The organism is Cryptocyanus atlanticus LEGE 06306, from assembly GCF_056633155.1.
In genome coordinates this window covers 1-17,476 of the sequence record NZ_JBSJOZ010000008.1, presented here as the reverse complement: position 1 = coordinate 17,476, position 17,476 = coordinate 1, and the positions used below count along the sequence as shown (strand labels likewise).

Genomic DNA, 17,476 nt, shown 5'->3' with positions numbered 1-17,476 from the left:
TCGACCATGGAGCAGCCCTGGACCCACCGACAGCGGCCCGAGCGGCTGGAGCGCCGGATCGAATTCGACGACTACGACACCACCCGCCTGTTTCTCGAGCGCCTCGGTGAACTCTCGGAACGGGAACGGCGTTATCCGGACATCAGTTTCGGCCGCACCTACGTGAATCTCACCCTGCGGGCCGAAGCGGAAGACGACCCGATCGGGGAGCCGGACCACGGCTTCGCCGCCTGCATCGACGCCCTGCTGCCGTGACCGAGCCGAACGGCCCTTCCGCGCCGGAGTCGATCGGCGACGACACTCCGGTGGATCTGCGGGCCGCCTACGACGGCACCGGTGTGAGCGAGGTGCTCGAGCAACTCGACCGGGAACTGGTCGGCCTGCGGCCGGTGAAAACCCGCATCCGGGAGATCGCTGCCCTGCTGGTGGTGGAGCGGGCGCGCAAGCAGGTGGGGCTGGCCACCGCGGCCCCGAGTCTGCATATGTCATTCACCGGCCACCCGGGCACCGGCAAGACCACCGTGGCCGAACGCATCTCGGACATCCTGCACCGGCTGGGCTACGTGCGCAAAGGTCACCTGGTCACCGCAAACCGGGACGATCTGGTCGGTCAGTACATCGGCCACACGGCTCCCAAGACCCGGGAGATCCTCAAGAAGGCGATGGGGGGCGTGCTGTTCATCGATGAGGCCTACTACCTCTATAAACCGGAGAACGAGCGGGATTACGGAGCCGAAGCGATCGAGATCCTGCTTCAGGTCATGGAGAACAACCGGGACGATCTGGTGGTGATCTTTGCCGGCTACAAGGACAAGATGGACGTGTTCTACCAGTCCAACCCTGGCCTCTCCTCCCGGGTGGCCAACCACATCGACTTTCCCGATTACACCGCCACGGAACTGCTGGCCATCGCCAAGCTGATCCTGGCGGCCGAGAGCTACCGCTTCAGCGAAGAGGCCACCATCGCCTTCTTCGAGTACATCCAGCGGCGCATGCAGTTGCCCTTCTTCGCCAACGCCCGCTCGATCCGCAACGCGATCGACCGGGCCCGCATGCGTCAGGCCAACCGGCTGTTCAACCACCACGGACGTGGGCTCACCAAGGGGGATCTGATCACGATCCAGGCCGAGGACATCACCGCCAGCCGGGTGTTCCAGGGGGAGGTGGAAGGGCTCGACCCCAGCCTCCCCCTGACCTGAGCGGGCCCGATCCGCTCAACGGCGACGGCGGCTGTCGATCTGAAGCAGGTCCCGCACCTGCTGGATCTGGCGGGCCAGGGAGGGATCCACCGCCAGTTTCTTCTCCACCTGCTCGACCGCATACATCACCGTGCTGTGGTCCTTGCCCCCGAACACATCGCCGATGCGGGGCAGGCTCAGATCCGTGCTCTGGCGAATCAGATACATGCCCACCTGCCGCGCCTGGCTCACGGCCCGTTTGCGGCTGCTGCTGCGCATGTCCTCGATCCCGACGCCGAACACCTCGGACACCTTCTCGACCACCTGCTGAGGGGTGACCTCCACCTCATTGCCGACCGGATCGAGCATCGGCGCCACCGATTCCACCGTCATCGGCAGGCCGGTGATCGAGGCGAAGGCCACGGCCCGGGTTAGGGCCCCCTCCAGCTCCCGGATGTTGGAGGTGAAGCGGCCGGCCAGGTACTGGATCAGGTCGCGGGGCAGGGCCATCCGCTCCTGTTCGGCCTTCTTGTGAAGGATCGCCATGCGCGTCTCCAGGTCCGGCGCCTGGATGTCGGCGATCAGTCCCATCGAGAAGCGCGAGATCAGCCGCTCCTGCAGCCGCGGGATCTGGCTGGGGGGGCGATCGCTGGCGATCACGATCTGACGACCCGCCTCATGCAGGGCGTTGAAGGTGTGGAAGAACTCCTCCTGGGTATATTCCTTGCCCTCGATGAACTGGATGTCGTCCACCAGGATCAGATCGGCGGCCCGGTAGCGGTCGCGGAAGGCCTGCATGCCGTCCTTGCGGATCGCCTGGATCAGATCGTTGGTGAAGGTCTCGGTGGAGACGTAGAAGACCCGGGCGTCCGGATCGATCTCAACGCGGTAGTGGCCGATCGCCTGCATCAGGTGGGTCTTGCCCAGACCCACCCCGCCGCAGAGGAAGAGCGGGTTGAATTCCCGCCCCGGCGCTTCGGCCACGGCCAGGGCGGCGGCGTGGGCCATGCGGCTGTTGGGCCCCACCACGAAACGGTTGAACACGTAGCGGGGATTGAGGCCCGGGGCGGGCCGGCGGGGGGTCTCCCCGCTGGCGGTGGCCGCGGTCACCCGGTGCCCTCCGGCAGCCGCGCCCGGCGACGGGGCGGGCCCGGTTCCGCCACCGGCCAGGCCGGCGGCCAGGGGGGCGGGCAGCTCGGCCAGGGAGGCCGTATCCACCTCGACCAGCACCGTCTGACCCGCCAGCTCGGAGGCCACCGCCGCGATCATGGTGAGGTAGTTCTTGCGCAGCCAGCCACTGGCAAAACTGTTGGGTGCCTCCAGCCTCAGCTCTCCGTGGGCGAAGGCGGTGCACCGGGCCGGACGGATCCAGGTCTCGAAGGTGGGCTTGCTCAGATTGCCCTGCAGTGCCTCCTGGACCCGGTGCCACAGCTCCTCACCCTGCTGCACCGTCCGCCCATCTCGCAGGGGCCGAATATAGGCAGCTCTCCCCTCCCCATCCGTCTTTAATGAGGCGACTCCCCGCCTGGATCCAGGACCTCCCCCATGAACCCTGACCGGTCGCCCCGACCCGCGATCTCCCGCTCCCACCGACTGGCGGCCGGGCTGAGCGGACTCCTGCTGGGAGGCTGCGGGGTGAACCTGCCCAACATGCCCAGCATTCCGAACCTGCCGGGGCTGCCGGAGCGGAGTGCGAGCGAACCGGGCCCCCAGGTGAGCGACGCGCCCCCGGCGGCCCCGCTGCAGCCCGGCAACAATTTCATCGTCAACGCCGTCAACAAGGTGGGGCCGGCCGTGGTCCGCATCGACACCGTCAAACGGGTGATCAACCCGCTGGGCGGCCTGTTCGGCGGCGGTCCGTCAATCCAGCAGCAGCAGGGTCAGGGTTCCGGCTTCATCACCCGCTCCGATGGGGTGGTGCTCACCAACGCCCACGTGGTGGAGGGCGCCAACGAGGTGAGCGTCACCCTCTCCAACGGCCGCAGCTTCACCGGCAAGGTGCTCGGCAGCGACCCCCTCACCGACATTGCCGTGGTGAAGGTGGTGGCGGAGGGACTGCCGGTGGCTCCGCTGGGGAACTCCGCCCGGGTGCGCCCGGGGGAATGGGCGATCGCCATCGGCAACCCCCTCGGACTCGACAACACCGTGACCGCCGGGATCATCAGCGCGATCCAGCGCACCAATGCCATCGGGGAAGGCCAGCGGGTTCCCTACATCCAGACCGACGCCGCCGTCAATCCGGGCAACAGCGGCGGCCCCCTGATCAATGACCGCGGTCAGGTGATCGGCGTGAACACCGCCATCCGCCAGGCGCCCGGCGCCGGCCTGAGCTTCGCGATCCCGATCAACCTGGTCAAGCAGATCGCCGCGCAGATCCTCGAGAAGGGCCGCGCCTCCCATCCCTACATCGGTGTGCGGCTGCAGGCGCTCACCCCCCAGCTGGCGCGGGAGATCAACGCCACGTCGGCGGAGTGCCGACTGCCGGAAATCGAGGGTGTGGTGGTGGTGGAGGTGCTCAAGGGCAGCCCGGCCTCCCAGGCGGGGCTCCAACCCTGCGACCTGATCGAGGCGGTGGGAGGGAAGGCGGTGAAGAATCCGTCGGAGGTGCAGCTGGCCGTGGATCAGGGAAAGGTGGGCGATCCGCTCACCATCCGGATCCGCCGGGGCGAGCAGAACCAGGAGATCTCCCTCAAGCCGGCGGAGCTGCCGAAGCAGCCCTGAGGGGATTCAGGGGGCATACCAGAAGGCGCAGCGGCGCTGCCGCGGCTCCAGTTCCCAGCCCTGGGACTCGTAGAAGCCCACCACATCGGGGTCAGCGAAGAGGCTGACCCGCTCCACCTCCATCTGGCGGAGCCGGTCGAGCACAAAGGCCATCAGCTGACGACCCAGCCCGGCCCCCTGGTACAGCGGATGGACCGCCACGTCCCAGACCGTGGCCTCCAGCACGCCATCGCCGGTGCAGCGTGCGAAGCCCACCAGGCGCGGCAGCCGCGGATCGTGGCGCCAGAGGCCAACCCGCAGCAGGCTGTGCTGGAGCGCCTTGCGCACCCGACGCAGGGGCCGGCGGCTCCAGCCCACCGCGTCGCAGAGCTTCTCGAGCTCGATCAGATCGATCTCCCGATCCAGGCTGAGAACGAGCTGCAGCTGGGGGTTGGGGCTCGGGCAGAGGCGACAGCCGGGGCCGTAGACACTGTCGAGGAGGGGGTCGCAGTCCAAACCAGACGGCCGAGGCAACGCAATGGCACGATCCTGCCCGATCCCGGCCGTTCCATAGCAGGCTGGAGCGCAGTCCCCCGGATGGGAGTGATCCCGGACGCGCTCCGCCTCGACCGCTGCCAGGCCTCCAGGCGGGCCGGGGATCTGCCGGTCGGCAGCCCGGCCCCGCTGCTGGTCTGCCTGCACGGCTGGCTGCTCTCGGGGCTGCTCTGGGCTCCCCTGGTCGCCGAGCTGAGCCCCCGCTGGAGCACCTGGTCACCGGATCTGCCGGGGTTCGGGGAGACGCCACGCCCCCGGGGCCTGCAGCCGAGCCTGGCCAGCTACGGACGCTGGGTGGCCGGCCATGGGCTGGCCGCGGCCCAGGACCGGCCGCTGGTGCTGATCGGGCACTCCCTGGGCGGTAGCGTGGCCCTCCATGCGGCGGCCCTGCTGGGCCAGCGGCTGCTGGGGATGATCCAGATCGCGGCCGGCGGCGGCGTGTATCAGCCCCGGGCCTTCGCCCGGCTGCGGCAGGGGGGATCGCTCCTGCTGCGGCTTCGACCGGGCTGGCTGGCGGGGTTGCCGGGCACCGGGGCGATCCGCAGCCCGCTGCTGGCGGACCGCCGGGCGGCACTCGGCCTGCTGGCCTGCAGCACCAACCGGGGGGCGGTGCGGCAGTTGCCGTCCCTGACGGCCCAGCTGCGGGTGCCGAGTCTCTGGATTGCCGGCAGCCGCGACCGGGTGATGGAACTCCGCTACGTGCGCCACCTGGCCGGCTACGCGCCGGACCATCAACTGACGGTGCTTGACGGCTGCGGACATCTGCCGATGCTCGAAGCCCCCCGCCCCCTGGCGGCCCTGATCGATCGGTGGCTGGAGCAGCTTGTGGCCCGGGGCGGGGGGACACCCGGGGCAGGATGACTCAGAGCCGGGCCAGGCCCTGCTCCTGCAGCTCGGCCAGCTGGGCGTAGAGGCCGCCGGAGAGCCGCAGTTCCCCATGGGTGCCCTGCTCGATCAGCCGGCCCCGCCGCAGCACCAGGATCCGGTCAGCGGCCTCCACGGTGGCGAGGCGGTGGGCGATCACGATGGCCGTGCGGGCCCGCAGCAGCCGGTCGAGGTCACGCTGCAGCGTGGCTTCGGTGGAGGGATCCAGGAAGGCGGTGGCCTCATCCATCACCAGCACCGAGGGATTGCGGATCGCGACGCGGGCCACCGCCAGCAGCTGCCGCTCTCCGGAGGAAAGGTTGCCGCCCCGCTCCCGCAGTTCGGTGTCGAGGCCGTCGGGCAGGCGACTCAGCAGGGGCTCCAGGCCCAGCTCACGGCAGAGCCGCTCCAGCTCGGCCGGCTCGATCGCCGCATCGAGCCGCAGGTTGTCGGCCACGTTGCCGCTGAACAGGAAGGTGTCCTGCAGAACCACCCCGAGCCTCTGGCGCAGGGTGAGGCTGGGCAGCTCCCGGATGTCGACACCATCGAGCAGGATCCGGCCCTGCTGCGGCTCGTAGAGGCGGCAGAGCAGCCGGATCACGGTGGTCTTGCCGGAGCCGGTGGGGCCAACCAGGGCGACGTGCTCGCCCGGGCGGATCCGGAAGCTCAGGTCCGTGAGGATCGGGTCATCGGGCCGGTAGGCGAAGCTGACGTTCTCGAAGATCACCTCTCCGGCGCTGGCGCGCTGCTCTCCCGAGAGCAGGGCCGCCCGGCTGCGCCGGGAGGGTTCCAGATCCTGGATCTCGATCGGCTGCTCCAGCAGCTCGCCGATCCGCTCGAGGGCGGTGAGGCCCCCCTGGATCTGGGTGAAGCGTTCCGCCAACTGGCGCAGGGGATCGAACAGGCGCTGGGAGAAGAGGATGAAGGTGGTGAGGGTACCCAGCCCCATCGAGCCGCTGGTGACCATCCAGCCCCCGAGGGCCAGCACCACAGCCACGGCGGTGAGCGACACCCACTCCAGGAAGGCGGAAATGGCGCTGTCGAAGAAGATCGTCCCCCCCACGGCCTGGCGGTAGGCGTTGGTGGTGACGGCGAAGCGATCGCTGTTGGTCCGCTCGCGGCGGAACATCTGGACCACCTCGAGGCCCTGCAGGTTCTCCTGCAGATCGGCATTGAGCTGGCTGAGTTCCTCGCGCACCCGGTAGTTGGAGCGGCGGAACCGGCCCTGCAGCCAGAGGATCACCAGGGTCACCGGCACCTGGCTGACCAGCAGCAGGGCGCCGAGGCGGGGCTCGATGCTGACCATCGTGACACCGATCACCAGCAGGGTGACCAGATCGGCGATCACCCCGACGGCCCCGCTGCCGAACACCTCGGCGAGGGCATCGACATCACTGGTGAGACGGGTGAGCAGCTTGCCGACCGGGGTGCGGTCATGGAAGCGGAGGGAGAGCTCCAGCGCATGGCGGAACAGATCGGCCCGGATGCTGGCGGTGAGCCGCTGCCCGACCGCCTGGACGCTGTAGCTCTGGGCCCCCTGCAAGGCCAGCCGCACCAGGACCGCCCCGAACAGCAGCAGCACCAGGGTGCGCATCGCGGCGGACACACTCAGGCCACTCAGCCAGGAGACGGTGGGCTCCCCCCGCAGGACGGAGATGGCCTGGCCCACCAGCAGGGGCTGGATGGCACCAGCCAGGGCCACCGGCACCAGCAGCACCAGCACCAGCGTCAGGCGGCGCCGGTCCCGGCGGAGATAGGGCAGCAGACGCAGCAGGCGCTGGCGGTCAAGGGCGGCCATCAGTGCAGGGGGGCGGCCGGGGTGAGCAGCCGGGAGGCCGGATCGGCGGCCGCGATGCGATCGACGATGGCCTGCAGGGCGCCCCCATCAAGACGCAGGGCGAGGGGATGGCCCACCAGGCGAGCGGTGCTGTGGAAGAGATCCTCGATCGCCACCAGGCCGTTCTCCCGGAGAGTGCGGCCAGTGGCCACCAGGTCCACGATCGCCTCCGACATGCCGGTGATCGGGCCGAGCTCCACCGACCCGGTGAGATGGATCAGGTCCACCGGCAGGTCCAGCGCGTCGAAGAAGGTTTCGGCGCAGCGCACGAATTTGCTGGCTACCCGGCAATGGGCGGGCAGGTCGGCGACCCGGCGGTAGCCGCTGTCGCTCCGGACGGCCACGGCCATGCGGCAGCCTCCGAAGCCGAGGTCGAGCAGGGGGGCCACCGGCAGCTGGTGTTCGCGCAGCACGTCGTCCCCCACCACACCCAGCTGGGCCTGGCCGTAGGCCACGTACACCGGCACATCGGCGTTGCGCACCAGCAGGGCCCGGGCGGTGCCACAGGGGCTGGGGACCATCAACTGGCGGTTGTCGGGGTCGAGCAGGGCACGGAAATCAAGACCGGCGGCGGCGAAGCGCCGCACCGAATCCTTGAGCAGTGCTCCCTTGGCCAGCGCGACGGTGATCATGGGCGTACACCGCAACGTGGACTGTACCGATGGGAGTGTCGAGGAGCGAGACCGGCCAGCGGGCACCGGCGCGGCAGGTGGACCTGATTCCGGTGCTCCGCGACAATTACATCTTCGTGCTCTCCGACGGAGCGGAGGCGGTGGTGGTGGATCCGGCGGTCGCCGATCCGGTGATCGACTGGCTGGAGCAGCGGGGACTGGAACTGGTGGCGGTGCTCCAGACCCATCACCACAGCGACCACATCGGCGGCACTCCCGCCCTGCTGCGCCGCTGGCCCGCTGCGGCCGTGATCGCCGCCGCCGCCGACCGTGACCGCATCCCGTTCCAGACCCAACCGGTGGCGGGGGGCGATCGCCTCACCCTGCTGGGCCGCTCGGTGGAGGTGATCGCCGTGCCGGGCCACACCCGCACCCATCTGGCCTTTCATCTGCCGGCCACCGGGGAGGCTGGGGCGGAGCTGTTCTGCGGCGACACCCTCTTCGCCGGCGGCTGCGGGCGCCTGTTCGAGGGCACCCCCGCCCAGATGCACCAGTCGCTGCAGCGGTTCGCGGCCCTGCCGGAGGAGACCCGGGTCTGGTGCGCCCACGAGTACACCCTGGCCAACCTGCGCTGGGCGGCGGCGAGCGGGGCGGTCTCCGGGATGGGGACGGCCATCCGCGAGCGCCTGTTCGCCGTGGAGGCGCTCAGGCGCTCAGGCCGCCCCACGATCCCCAGCACGATCGCGCTGGAGAAGGCCACCAACCTGTTTCTGGCCGCCCCCGACGCCGGCCGGCTCGCCCTGCTGCGCCGCAGCAAGGACCAGTGGTCATGACCCCCCACACCCGCCCCAGGCACCGGTATCCGTCCGCAGGGGGCGCAGGGCCTGGCGGGACGGGAAGAGGATCGGCTGCTCCCCCGGGCGGATCCGCAGGCGACAGCGCAGACCGATCCCATGGTCCTGCTCCAGGGGCAGGCGCAGCCGCAGGGGGGGCAGTGGGGCGGCCTCGCCCCCCAGCCGCACCCGATAGAGCCATTCCCGACCGAGAAATTCCCGGGCCGTCACCGTGGCGGACCCCGAGGGATCGGGCACGAGTTCGAGGGCGTCCTGGCCCACCAGCACCTCCAGGGGGCTCTCCTGCCAGGGGGCGTCGGGGGGAGAAGGGTCCTCGTGGCCGGCCGGCCGCGCCCGCTCATCCCGCTGACCCGCCGGGGCCCGCTGAGGTTCGGCGGGCTCCAGCCTGCCGAGGGCGGTGTGGATGCAGCCGCCCGAGCGGCTGGCCGGCAGCAGGTTGGCCTGCAGCACGAACCGACCGACGAAAGCGCTCGCCGGGGCGGTGACCAGATCGCGGGGGCTGGCGCACTGGTGCAGCCGGCCAGCCTGCAGCACGCCGACGCGATCGCAGATCGCCAGGGCTTCCTCCGGGTCGTGGGTGACGATCAGCCCGCTGGCGCCGCAGCGGCTGAGCACGTCCGGCAGTTCAGCGCGCAGGCGCTGACGTACCTCCACATCCAGGTTGGAGAAGGGTTCATCGAGCAGGAGCAGGGATGGCCCGGGCGCCAGGGCCCGGGCCAGGGCCAGGCGCTGACGCTGGCCGCCGGAGAGCTCATGGGGATAGCGCCGCTCCAGCCCGGCGAGGCCGAGCAGATCCAGGAGCCAGGCGGCCCGGCGGCGGTCCTGGCGGGGCCGCAGTCCGAAGCCGACGTTGCCCCAGGCATCCAGATGCGGGAACAGGGCGTAGTCCTGGAACAACATGCCGACGCCCCGGCGCTCAGGGGGTTGCCAGCCGTGGGGACCGGCCACCTCGCGCCCGTCGATCAGCACCCGGCCCCGCTCGGGGCGCTCGAAGCCGGCGATCAGCCGCAGCAGGGTCGTCTTACCGCAGCCGGACGGTCCGAGCAGACCCACCAGATCCCCCTCACCCAGGGTGAGGTCGACCCCCTGCAGGGTCCAGTCCCGTCCAGCTCCGCCATAGCGGTGCCAGACCCCCTCCAGCCGGGCCCGCTCCAGGGGGGCGTGCCCGCCCGACCGCTGCAGGACCCCTGCCGCGGGCGCCGGCGGCCCCGTGACCGGGGGGCGATCCGAAGCGTCCAGCGAGGGGTGCGAAGGGGGTCTGACGATGGAGGGGGACCGTAAGCTCAGCCCACCATCCTGCCCCGCCATGGCCAGCGCCAGCACCGCCGAGGCGATCACCACCGCCGCCGCTCCGGCACCGGTGGGTCCCTACAACCAGGCGGTGCGCGCCGGCGGGCTGTTGTTCTGCTCCGGACAGATCGCCCTGGACCCCAGCACCGGTGAGCTGGTGGGAAGGGGGGACGTGGAGGCGGAAACCGTGCAGGTGCTGGCCAATCTGTGCGCGGTGCTGGCAGCGGCGGGGTGCTCCCCCCAGCAGGTGGTGCGCACCACGGTGTTCCTCACCGACCTCGCCGATTTCGCCCTGGTGAACGCGCTCTACGCCGGGACCTTCGGCGCCGGGGTGTCCCCGGCCCGGGCCTGCGTGCAGGTGGCGGCCCTGCCGAAGGGAGCCCGGGTGGAAATCGACTGCATCGCCGTCAGCGACTGACGCCCCCAGGACATGGTGGTGGGTCCCGCGGCACCCACCACCATGTCCGGTAATGAAGGTGACAGTCACCAGCTGGCACAGGCTCCAGGATGGAATGGTGCATGCGTACGCTCGATGGCGTTCTCCTCCCTACATCCGGCTTCCGCCGCCCAGCGCGCCGGGTCCCAGCGTCTCTACCGGCTGGTGGATCAGCAATGCTCGCCGCACCCGGTGCTCGATGACCACTTCGATTCGATGGAAGCCGCCTGGGAGGCGGCCCTTGCCTGGTGGAAGGAACAGACCCGAAGCGGGGAAGAGCCGATCGGCATCGGTGTGGAGGTGAGCACCGCCCACGGTGACTGGCGCACCCTGCGCTATCCAGGCGGCTGGCCCGGCTGTGTGGGCTGAGGCCCACGTCCCCCGACAGGTAAAGTGCGGCCAACGGGGCGTGGCGCAGCTTGGTAGCGCGGGTGCTTTGGGAGCACTAGGTCGCAGGTTCGAATCCTGTCGCCCCGATTGACTCAAATCCATTCCAGCACAAGGCTTTCCAACCTTGAGACAGGACCTGAGACTCACCACTCAAATCAGGCCCGTGTGAGATGTGTGTGAACCATCGCCCTGGGGGGCGGCCTTCCCAGCTTCTGGGCCAGCTGCGTGGGGCACCACCACCGGTAGGGTTTGCCAGGGTTCGCCCCCACGTGTATGGTGTGAGTTGAGCAGAGCGGATGCCTCCGGGGATCTTCTTGCGGCTGTCCCGCGCCATTAGTTCATCAGAGACGCGGGGTGGTAACCAAAAGCCCATGGCGGTGCAGCCAGCGGGGGCTCCTGACTGATGGCAGGTAATAGCGAAGCACCCGTCACCTGATCGAGGAACCAGCGGAAAACAGAGATCTGACCCTTCAAAAGGGAGTTCTCATCTTTCCGCAAAGGCCCGATTCGCAGCCTGGAACAGCTGCCAGGGGAGAGAAGATCCGACCGGAGGCATAGGCGGGCGGGGGAGCAAGGACTCCCGGTCAGCTGCTGAACCCAAAAGGTTCAATGTCCACGACTACTAGATGGGCCACAACGGCCGAAACATGTGCCCTTCTGCGGATTGGGCGAAGTTCATTGTTGGGGATGCGCGATCGCGGCGAGTTGATCGTCGGGCTCCACTACTTCAAGCCAGCGCTTAACCGCATCCGCTGGAATCCTGAAGCGGTTCTCTCCACCCTAATCGAGCGGACCCCCACCAAGGGGATGCCAGCTTCTGCGAAGGCTGAGCGCGCTGCCGAGACCTACGACATGGCGGGGCTCGAAGCATGAAAAACCCCTCGTTTGTGGCGGGGGGAGTTCAACAAAAAACCACCCCTCAGTTTACGGCTTCGGATCTGGCTCTTCTGCCATCTTCCTGGCTTCCAGCCTTGCTGCCAATCGGCACCAACAAACGACCCCGGGACCCCGCTACAGGGAGCGGCAAAGGCTGGAACCACTGGCCTGCCTTCACCACCGAGGCACTCGCCCTGGCCCCCGCCATCGGCCTACGGCTGGGCCCGATCAGTGGTGGAACCCTGGCCCTCGACTTCGACGGCCCAGAGGCTGAAACCACCTTCCTGGACCTGTTCGGCAGACCCAGCGCCGACCTTCCGCCTTCGATCAGCTGGACCAGCGGGAAGCCGCATCGCCGGCAGATCGCGTTCAAGGTGCCAGGCAACCGCTGGGCCGACCTTGACCGCCGCCAGGCAAAGGACGGCGCGCTGGAGATCCGCTGGACTGGCCAGCAGTCAGTCATCCTCGGCGCCCACCCCGAGACGAGCGGCTACCGCTGGGTCGAGGGCTGCGCCCCTTTGGAGGTGGACCCGTGGGGGGTGGAGCTGGCCGAGGCCCCTGATTGGCTGCTGGACCGGATGCCACGCAAGACCGGGGCACCAGCCCCCACGTTGCCCCTGGAGGCCCAGCCCCAGGTTATGGGGATGGGGGTAGCCGTGCCCTTCCGCTCCTTCCTGTCGAGGGAGACCGCCGATCTAATCGACAAGGGCAGCACCGCCGGCAACTGCAACGACGACGGCATGAGGCTCAGCCTTGAGCTGGTGGCGGTGGAAGCCTGGCTGCGCCAGCAGGGTGCCAGGCCCGACGAAACCGCAAGAGAAGCCTATGCCGCCTACCTAAGCAACTGCCCCGAGACGATCAAGGGGGAACCCTTCGACCACGGCAAGGCATGGCAAAGATTCGAAGGTGCGGCCGGCAGGAACCCGACCACTTCGACCCCCGAGGGCAAACTGCTGGATCGCCTGCAGTTCCACACCCGAGGCGGCAGGCCCAGCGGTAACGGCAAGGGAACCCCGCCAGCGGAGCCACACACACCGCCGAGGGGCCATGTGGTGGGGCACTCCACCAATGCCGCCGCCTTTGAGCAACAGCGGCAGAAACCGGAGCACACCCGCCGCGGTGCGCAAGCTGCCCGATCAGCCAGCGAGGGTGGAGGGGGGGGCGGGAACGGAAGCAGTAATTCCGCAACCGCTCCACTGCCCACCGTCTCCAGCTGCGGGGACGGCGGGGATTGGGGGGGCGGTGCTGGTGCTGCGCCCGCCGATGGCGAGGATTGCCCCTTCCTCGCGGGCATTGACGCCCTCGCGGCAGCCTGCGGCGGTGCTGACGTTGACTTGGCCTCGATCATCCCCCCCAACCTCTACCGCCACCTCTCCGCCGTCAGCACCCGCCAGAGCTACAGGCCCCTGCTCAAGTTCCTGACGTTCGCCACCGCCTTCTCCGGTGCGCTGCCCCTGGAGAGTTCCATCCACCTTTCGGAGGAGGAGGAGTTCTCTCAGCCGCTGGCGCTTTGGCTGCTGGTTGTCATGCACTCCGGCGAGAACAAGTCCTCTTTGATGGGGCGGCTGTTCCTCAAGCACTGGCAGACGGCTGTCCAGCAGCGTCTGAAGAACGCCTATGAGGACGGGCCGCTGCAGGAGTGGCGCACGGCCATGGACGCCTGGGAGCAGGATCGCAACCGCAACACTCACCCCGGCCCCATGCCGTCCGAGCCAAAGACCATCATCAGCGGGGATCTGACGCACCAGGGCGTCAAGAAGAACGCGGCGGCCATGTTCCAGCACAAGTGGGCAAACCGCAGCACCATGGTCTTTCAGGACGAGGGGGATGCCCTCCTGAGCGCTGCAAACAGCAAGGAAGGCAAGGCCCTTCGTGGCTGCTTTCTCTCTAGCTACGACGGCGGCGGTTCCGTCGACGGCAAAGCCACGGACGACTGCAACCACTCCTACGGCGCCTCCCGCCTAGCTCTGCTGGTCTGCGTTCAGTCGGAGGTCTACAAGGAGTCCACCTCGGACGCTGACGGCGTCGGCTTCGCCTCCCGGTTCTGCATCGTCACCCAAAACGAGGTGCGCAACAGCCCACCCCAGGAACGCGATCCCGCCGCAATTCAGCGCACCGAGGAGGCCAATGCCTTCTTCTGCGAACTGCTGTCGCTCGCCGCCGTTTGCAACGACTTCCGATTGACACTCTCCGACGATGCCTTTCGTCTGTTCAGCAGCCTGCGGGTTGAGATCGAGAAGGCCCGTCTCCTGCACCCGCCGGGCAGCGCCCATCGGAAGGTGATCAGCAAGGACGCCGGCCGGCTTGGGCGCTTCGTCGGCCTCCTTCATGTTTTGGAGGCCCTGGACGACACCCCGCCACGCGACAAGGGCGACAGGGCGATTGTTCGGCCGCGCATCCCCCCGGTCGTGCAGGTTGAAACGGTCCAGCGGGGCTGGGCCTTGCTGCAGGTGGTGAGTAGCGACACCAGCGCCTCGCGGGTGGAGGTGAGTGATCCGAACGCGGCCATGGTCGCGGCGTTCCAGTCGCGGGCGCTGGCCAGCGAGGGGGAGGCGATCCCGCTAGGGAGACTGCGGACGAGCCATCCGTCCCGTACGCGCCCCAGTGGCCAGCAGGCGCTGGTAATCGCCCAGGCCCTGACCTCTAGGGGGTACGGGGTCGTCACACCAACCGTCAACGGGCGCGGGTGGCAGTACCAGGGCTGGCGGCCGCTTTCTGCGTCTGATCGTCGCGGCTGACCCGCCGCTGCGCCACGTCGGGAGCAAGCCCCCAGATCGCAACTTGTGACTGCGATCTGGGGGCTTGCCATTCCTCGTCCAGGGTTGGCCAAGGTTGGTTGAGGTGGAGGTTGGCCAACCTTCGATCAACCCAGTGGCCAACCACGTGACCAACCATGGAGGGTTGGTCGGGAATCTAGAGAGAGAGGGTTAAATCTCCCTCTCTCTCTAGGTTCTTTGGACCAACCCTGCCCCCCTGAACCCCAAGGTTGGTCGGGATGGACCTCCGCCCGCATCTCTCCGCATCGCTGCCCCAAGGCGGTGGCGGAGAGATGGTCGAGGGCGTGCAGAAAGATCCGAACCCCTCTTCTTCTGACCAACCTCGCCCGAGATCCATTGTTATGACTAGGATTATTGGGTTGGCGCAAGGTTGGCAATGAGGTTGGTCAAGGCTTGCCGCACCACCCCTTGGCCAACCCTCGACGCACACGCCCACGGCGCCCGTCTGTCTGCTGCTGAGGCCCTGACGCCTCTGGTCTGCAATCCACTAGGTGAGCAGGGCGCGGGCTGGCGTGTCCCACAGCTGCATCCAGTCCACCAGGCCCTGGTGGACAGCCAGGCGGTGAAGGTGCGCCAGTCCTTCCGGTAGGCAGCGCGGGTCTCGGCGCCCAGCTGGGCCTGGAGAGCAGCAGCCAAAGGGTCCACACCCCCCTGGGCGGCCCACCGCAGGGCCAGGGCAGACGCCTGCCAGTCGGTGGAGGGAACGGGGGCCAGCGTGGGGTGGCGGATGTCCGAGGACGTCGCAAGATGTGCGGGAGGCATGGGCCAAAGGGGGCGAGCGGAAATTGAGCTTTCCGTGCGCCACAACCCTTTCCTGGATGTCCCCGGACGTCCATCGACGTCCACCTAAACCACCGCACGCCACCCCATGAGGCCTTCCCTCCCCCGTCCCATGGTTGCTGCTGCTGCTGCACTCCTTCTTCTCGCCACCCCTGCCGCGTCCTTTGCTGGAGAGTGTCCTTACCTACCAGGCACGGAGATGTCCATAGTTAGGTCAACAGCTGGGATTAAAGTAGATAATGGCCCAGAAATCCCGTGCAGACTTTCTAGCTCTAGCGGTGAGCCGCTCTCTGGCTCCACCTACACCGAGATCTACAGTTGTGGCACATTAAAGCTGAAGATTGACAGGCTTGGGTTGCTAGGTGTATTGAGGCGCATCCAAGCAAAAAGGACGCCTCCTGATGACAGCTATACGTTGATTGATAAGAGGGGTAAGATATTCAGTCTGAACTCGCTGCTTGGCACCAGCACCGAGCCCAAGGAGCTCAAAGAGAAAACGTGTAGCTCCGACGGAAATAGCGAAACCGAAGTTAGCGTGGTCAATCGCAATACTGACGTAGTGCGCGTTGTATTTACCAGACGCACCTGGTCTAAGCGGGTAGCAAAGCCAAGACCCCAGCTCTGATACTCGATAGACCCCTCCCGTCCCAACTACACGCACCCCGCCTCCATGTCCGAGACCGTCCTGGACCGCGTGCCAGTCAGCCAGGCCCAACACCATCACCCGTAACGATGCGGCGAGGGATCAGGCCACGGCGGCAGCTGAGCAGCTGCGCCCGCTCCTGGCGGCACTGAAAGCTCAGGGGGCCAGCTTGCGAGCAATGGCAGCTGCGCTGGCTGGCGCCGGCTGCACCACCCGTAACGGCAAGCCGCTGAGCCCTTCCACCGTCGCCCTGAAGCTGCAGCGCCTGGGACTGGCCTGAACTGTTCTTGGGGAGGATTTACCAAAGCCATGGCTGAGCCAATTTTTCATGAAACGACTTATTTTCTAGAATTGCTCCTAGCGTTTCATGAGCAGATGACCTTATTCTTATGTGGGAGAAGCCAGTAGCAGCATGGGTCCCACTATCAGAGCCGTCTTGGGCCGGCGCTATTCCCACTGCCCTGTTGCTGATCTGTGCTGAATGTGACCGCTAAATCTGACCAGGATTGTCGCTCGGTTGCTGTTGGTGTCGTCGCCATGGCCCTGTCGATGACTGCAGTCCTCATCTCGCCAGCCCAAGCTCTGACCGTTGATGAAGAGAGCGTTTTGCGGACTCTCTGCCGGGCTGGTCTAAAAGCCAACGGCGGTATCTGGGCTTCCGAGCCGGTTAATTCCGCCATCGCCACCTTGGCATTCGGACGGGACTGGCCTGATAGCGCTCAGGCCACCGCTTACAAGACGTGCAATGCCCGCCGTTATCTGCCCTGAGGGCCGAGGGGCACAGATGTTGTATCCGCTGAGCCTGTCCGAGGCGCCCGCCGTCAGAGCCGCCTTGGGGCCGCAGGGGGGGGGGCCATGGTTCCACGGAGCAGTCCACTAGAAATCTTTGGCCGGTCGGGATTTCCTATTTCTTTCAATCTTGTTTTTACCTGTAGAACAGTTCCATCATCGTTGATTAGCTATTGTGAGACAAGTTGCATGGCCGCGACTTGGGTCGTCCGCCTGTCCATCCAATCGTTGATCTCTCAGGGGCCAGGTTCAATTCCTGGACATTCTTGCAATGCACCACACCAGGAAAGGGAATGACGATGACTCGATATGTTTGCCGTTGTGACTGTGGATTTGAAGAGGACAGGCCGATAGATAACATTGTTAGAGGGCTTTCCAGGTGTTGCGGAAAGTTCTGCAAAGGCCAGCAGCTCAGGGCAAAAATTGAGTTGTGGCGCGAAATAAACAGAGAGGAGAGCTGTACTAGATCCTAGTACTCACAAGATTTAGAGATGGAGAGAAGTATGAGGTGGGTGCCTTTTATTGGACATCCTGGGCCCCTGTCATCGTTAACCCTGGGCGGGAGGAACAGGGTTCGGTCTCAGTGTAGACCTCATGGGGAGTTCTGCCTCCCAGTGCACTGTGGGGTCTTCCATGGCAATACCTCCATAGGAAGCGGGCCAGGCTGATTTCAGCGTCCCAGCCGTCGCTGTAGGCACGCAGGTACACCTCCTCATACTTGACCGTTCGCCACAGCCTCTCCACCAGGATGTTGTCGTAACAGCGCTTTCGGCCCGACCAGCTGATCTTGATCTCCTTAGCCTGCAGCCGGGCCACAAAGTTTCCAGAGGTGAATTGGCAGTGTCAGGCGACAGCGAAAACTGGCCCAGATGCGACACGAAATCTGGCCCCCCTCT

At 67.2% G+C, this 17,476-nt stretch carries 16 protein-coding genes and 1 tRNA gene; 11 read left to right on the top strand and 6 right to left on the bottom strand.

The annotated features are described in order from the left end of the window. Positions 1 to 6 precede the first annotated feature (6 nt). Complete coding sequence (locus tag ACWJI7_RS09615) at positions 7 to 255, top strand: 4a-hydroxytetrahydrobiopterin dehydratase (protein WP_479937485.1); 249 nt, start codon at positions 7 to 9, stop codon at positions 253 to 255. Further along, positions 252 to 1,199 carry a CbbX protein gene (gene cbbX / locus ACWJI7_RS09610; RefSeq protein WP_479937483.1) on the top strand — a complete coding sequence of 316 codons (948 nt, stop codon included), beginning with the start codon at positions 252 to 254 and terminating at the stop codon, positions 1,197 to 1,199. Before ACWJI7_RS09615 ends, cbbX begins: the two co-directional genes overlap by 4 nt. Positions 1,200 to 1,214: 15 nt before the next feature. On the opposite strand, the gene dnaA is transcribed toward cbbX, so the two are convergent. Then, entirely contained in the window at positions 1,215 to 2,627 is a 1,413-nt protein-coding gene (dnaA, locus tag ACWJI7_RS09605) for a chromosomal replication initiator protein DnaA (protein WP_479937481.1), read from the bottom strand. Positions 2,628 to 2,723: 96 nt separating this feature from the next. Between dnaA and ACWJI7_RS09600 the strand changes: the two genes are divergently transcribed. Next, positions 2,724 to 3,899: a trypsin-like peptidase domain-containing protein gene (locus tag ACWJI7_RS09600; protein WP_479937479.1), complete on the top strand. Its 1,176-nt coding sequence runs from the start codon at positions 2,724 to 2,726 to the stop codon at positions 3,897 to 3,899. A gap of 6 nt (positions 3,900 to 3,905) precedes the next feature. On the opposite strand, the gene ACWJI7_RS09595 is transcribed toward ACWJI7_RS09600, so the two are convergent. Beyond that, positions 3,906 to 4,394: a GNAT family N-acetyltransferase gene (locus ACWJI7_RS09595; protein WP_479937477.1), complete on the bottom strand. Its 489-nt coding sequence runs from the start codon at positions 4,392 to 4,394 to the stop codon at positions 3,906 to 3,908. Between the two features lie 81 nt (positions 4,395 to 4,475). Between ACWJI7_RS09595 and ACWJI7_RS09590 the strand changes: the two genes are divergently transcribed. Next, positions 4,476 to 5,294 (top strand): alpha/beta fold hydrolase, encoded by an 819-nt coding sequence (locus ACWJI7_RS09590; protein WP_479937476.1) that lies wholly within the window; start codon positions 4,476 to 4,478, stop codon positions 5,292 to 5,294. Between the two features lies 1 nt (position 5,295). Here ACWJI7_RS09590 and ACWJI7_RS09585 read toward each other — a convergent pair whose 3' ends face one another. Both ACWJI7_RS09585 and hisG read right to left on the bottom strand, forming a co-directional pair. Then, positions 5,296 to 7,095, bottom strand: a complete 1,800-nt coding sequence (locus ACWJI7_RS09585) for an ABC transporter ATP-binding protein (RefSeq protein ID WP_479937474.1) — start codon at positions 7,093 to 7,095, stop codon at positions 5,296 to 5,298. After that, the gene (hisG, locus tag ACWJI7_RS09580) at positions 7,095 to 7,766 is read right to left on the bottom strand and encodes an ATP phosphoribosyltransferase (protein WP_479937472.1); all 672 of its coding nucleotides are present in this window, start codon (positions 7,764 to 7,766) and stop codon (positions 7,095 to 7,097) included. Before hisG ends, ACWJI7_RS09585 begins: the two co-directional genes overlap by 1 nt. 29 nt (positions 7,767 to 7,795) lie before the next feature. On the opposite strand from hisG, the gene gloB reads away from it, so the two are divergent. Further along, positions 7,796 to 8,578, top strand: a complete 783-nt coding sequence (gene gloB / locus ACWJI7_RS09575; RefSeq protein WP_479937470.1) for a hydroxyacylglutathione hydrolase — start codon at positions 7,796 to 7,798, stop codon at positions 8,576 to 8,578. On the opposite strand, the gene ACWJI7_RS09570 is transcribed toward gloB, so the two are convergent. Beyond that, positions 8,573 to 9,940: an ABC transporter ATP-binding protein gene (locus ACWJI7_RS09570; protein ID WP_479937468.1), complete on the bottom strand. Its 1,368-nt coding sequence runs from the start codon at positions 9,938 to 9,940 to the stop codon at positions 8,573 to 8,575. The genes gloB and ACWJI7_RS09570 overlap by 6 nt on opposite strands. Between ACWJI7_RS09570 and ACWJI7_RS09565 the strand changes: the two genes are divergently transcribed. The 6 genes from ACWJI7_RS09565 to ACWJI7_RS09540 all read left to right on the top strand — a co-directional run bounded on the left by ACWJI7_RS09565 (position 9,906) and on the right by ACWJI7_RS09540 (position 15,773). Then, positions 9,906 to 10,307 carry a Rid family detoxifying hydrolase gene (locus ACWJI7_RS09565; RefSeq protein ID WP_479937466.1) on the top strand — a complete coding sequence of 134 codons (402 nt, stop codon included), beginning with the start codon at positions 9,906 to 9,908 and terminating at the stop codon, positions 10,305 to 10,307. The genes ACWJI7_RS09570 and ACWJI7_RS09565 overlap by 35 nt on opposite strands. Before the next feature lie 114 nt (positions 10,308 to 10,421). Next, the gene (locus tag ACWJI7_RS09560; protein ID WP_479937464.1) at positions 10,422 to 10,694 is read left to right on the top strand and encodes a hypothetical protein; all 273 of its coding nucleotides are present in this window, start codon (positions 10,422 to 10,424) and stop codon (positions 10,692 to 10,694) included. A gap of 34 nt (positions 10,695 to 10,728) precedes the next feature. Next, a tRNA-Pro gene (locus ACWJI7_RS09555) sits at positions 10,729 to 10,802 on the top strand. Between the two features lie 600 nt (positions 10,803 to 11,402). After that, positions 11,403 to 11,588: a hypothetical protein gene (locus ACWJI7_RS09550; protein WP_479937462.1), complete on the top strand. Its 186-nt coding sequence runs from the start codon at positions 11,403 to 11,405 to the stop codon at positions 11,586 to 11,588. A gap of 98 nt (positions 11,589 to 11,686) precedes the next feature. Then, a complete protein-coding gene (locus ACWJI7_RS09545) occupies positions 11,687 to 14,329 on the top strand; it encodes a DUF3987 domain-containing protein (protein WP_479937460.1) in 2,643 nt (880 codons plus the stop codon). A gap of 931 nt (positions 14,330 to 15,260) precedes the next feature. Further along, a complete protein-coding gene (locus tag ACWJI7_RS09540) occupies positions 15,261 to 15,773 on the top strand; it encodes a hypothetical protein (RefSeq protein WP_479937459.1) in 513 nt (170 codons plus the stop codon). A 1,326-nt stretch (positions 15,774 to 17,099) separates the two neighbouring features. Here ACWJI7_RS09540 and ACWJI7_RS09535 read toward each other — a convergent pair. Continuing rightward, positions 17,100 to 17,324, bottom strand: coding sequence for an integrase core domain-containing protein (locus ACWJI7_RS09535; protein WP_479937655.1), 225 nt, complete (start codon positions 17,322 to 17,324; stop codon positions 17,100 to 17,102). Positions 17,325 to 17,476 lie beyond the last annotated feature (152 nt).

Bases quoted from the DNA above. Each gene is read 5' to 3' on its own strand.
- ACWJI7_RS09615 (WP_479937485.1), top strand. From the start codon at position 7: ATGGAGCAGCCCTGGACCCACCGACAGCGGCCCGAGCGGCTGGAGCGC.
- ACWJI7_RS09600 (WP_479937479.1), top strand. From the start codon at position 2,724: ATGAACCCTGACCGGTCGCCCCGACCCGCGATCTCCCGCTCCCACCGA.
- ACWJI7_RS09590 (WP_479937476.1), top strand. From the start codon at position 4,476: ATGGGAGTGATCCCGGACGCGCTCCGCCTCGACCGCTGCCAGGCCTCC.
- ACWJI7_RS09585 (WP_479937474.1), bottom strand. From the start codon at position 7,095: ATGGCCGCCCTTGACCGCCAGCGCCTGCTGCGTCTGCTGCCCTATCTC.
- hisG (WP_479937472.1), bottom strand. From the start codon at position 7,766: ATGATCACCGTCGCGCTGGCCAAGGGAGCACTGCTCAAGGATTCGGTG.
- gloB (WP_479937470.1), top strand. From the start codon at position 7,796: ATGGGAGTGTCGAGGAGCGAGACCGGCCAGCGGGCACCGGCGCGGCAG.
- ACWJI7_RS09565 (WP_479937466.1), top strand. From the start codon at position 9,906: ATGGCCAGCGCCAGCACCGCCGAGGCGATCACCACCGCCGCCGCTCCG.
- ACWJI7_RS09560 (WP_479937464.1), top strand. From the start codon at position 10,422: ATGGCGTTCTCCTCCCTACATCCGGCTTCCGCCGCCCAGCGCGCCGGG.
- ACWJI7_RS09550 (WP_479937462.1), top strand. From the start codon at position 11,403: ATGCGCGATCGCGGCGAGTTGATCGTCGGGCTCCACTACTTCAAGCCA.
- ACWJI7_RS09540 (WP_479937459.1), top strand. From the start codon at position 15,261: ATGGTTGCTGCTGCTGCTGCACTCCTTCTTCTCGCCACCCCTGCCGCG.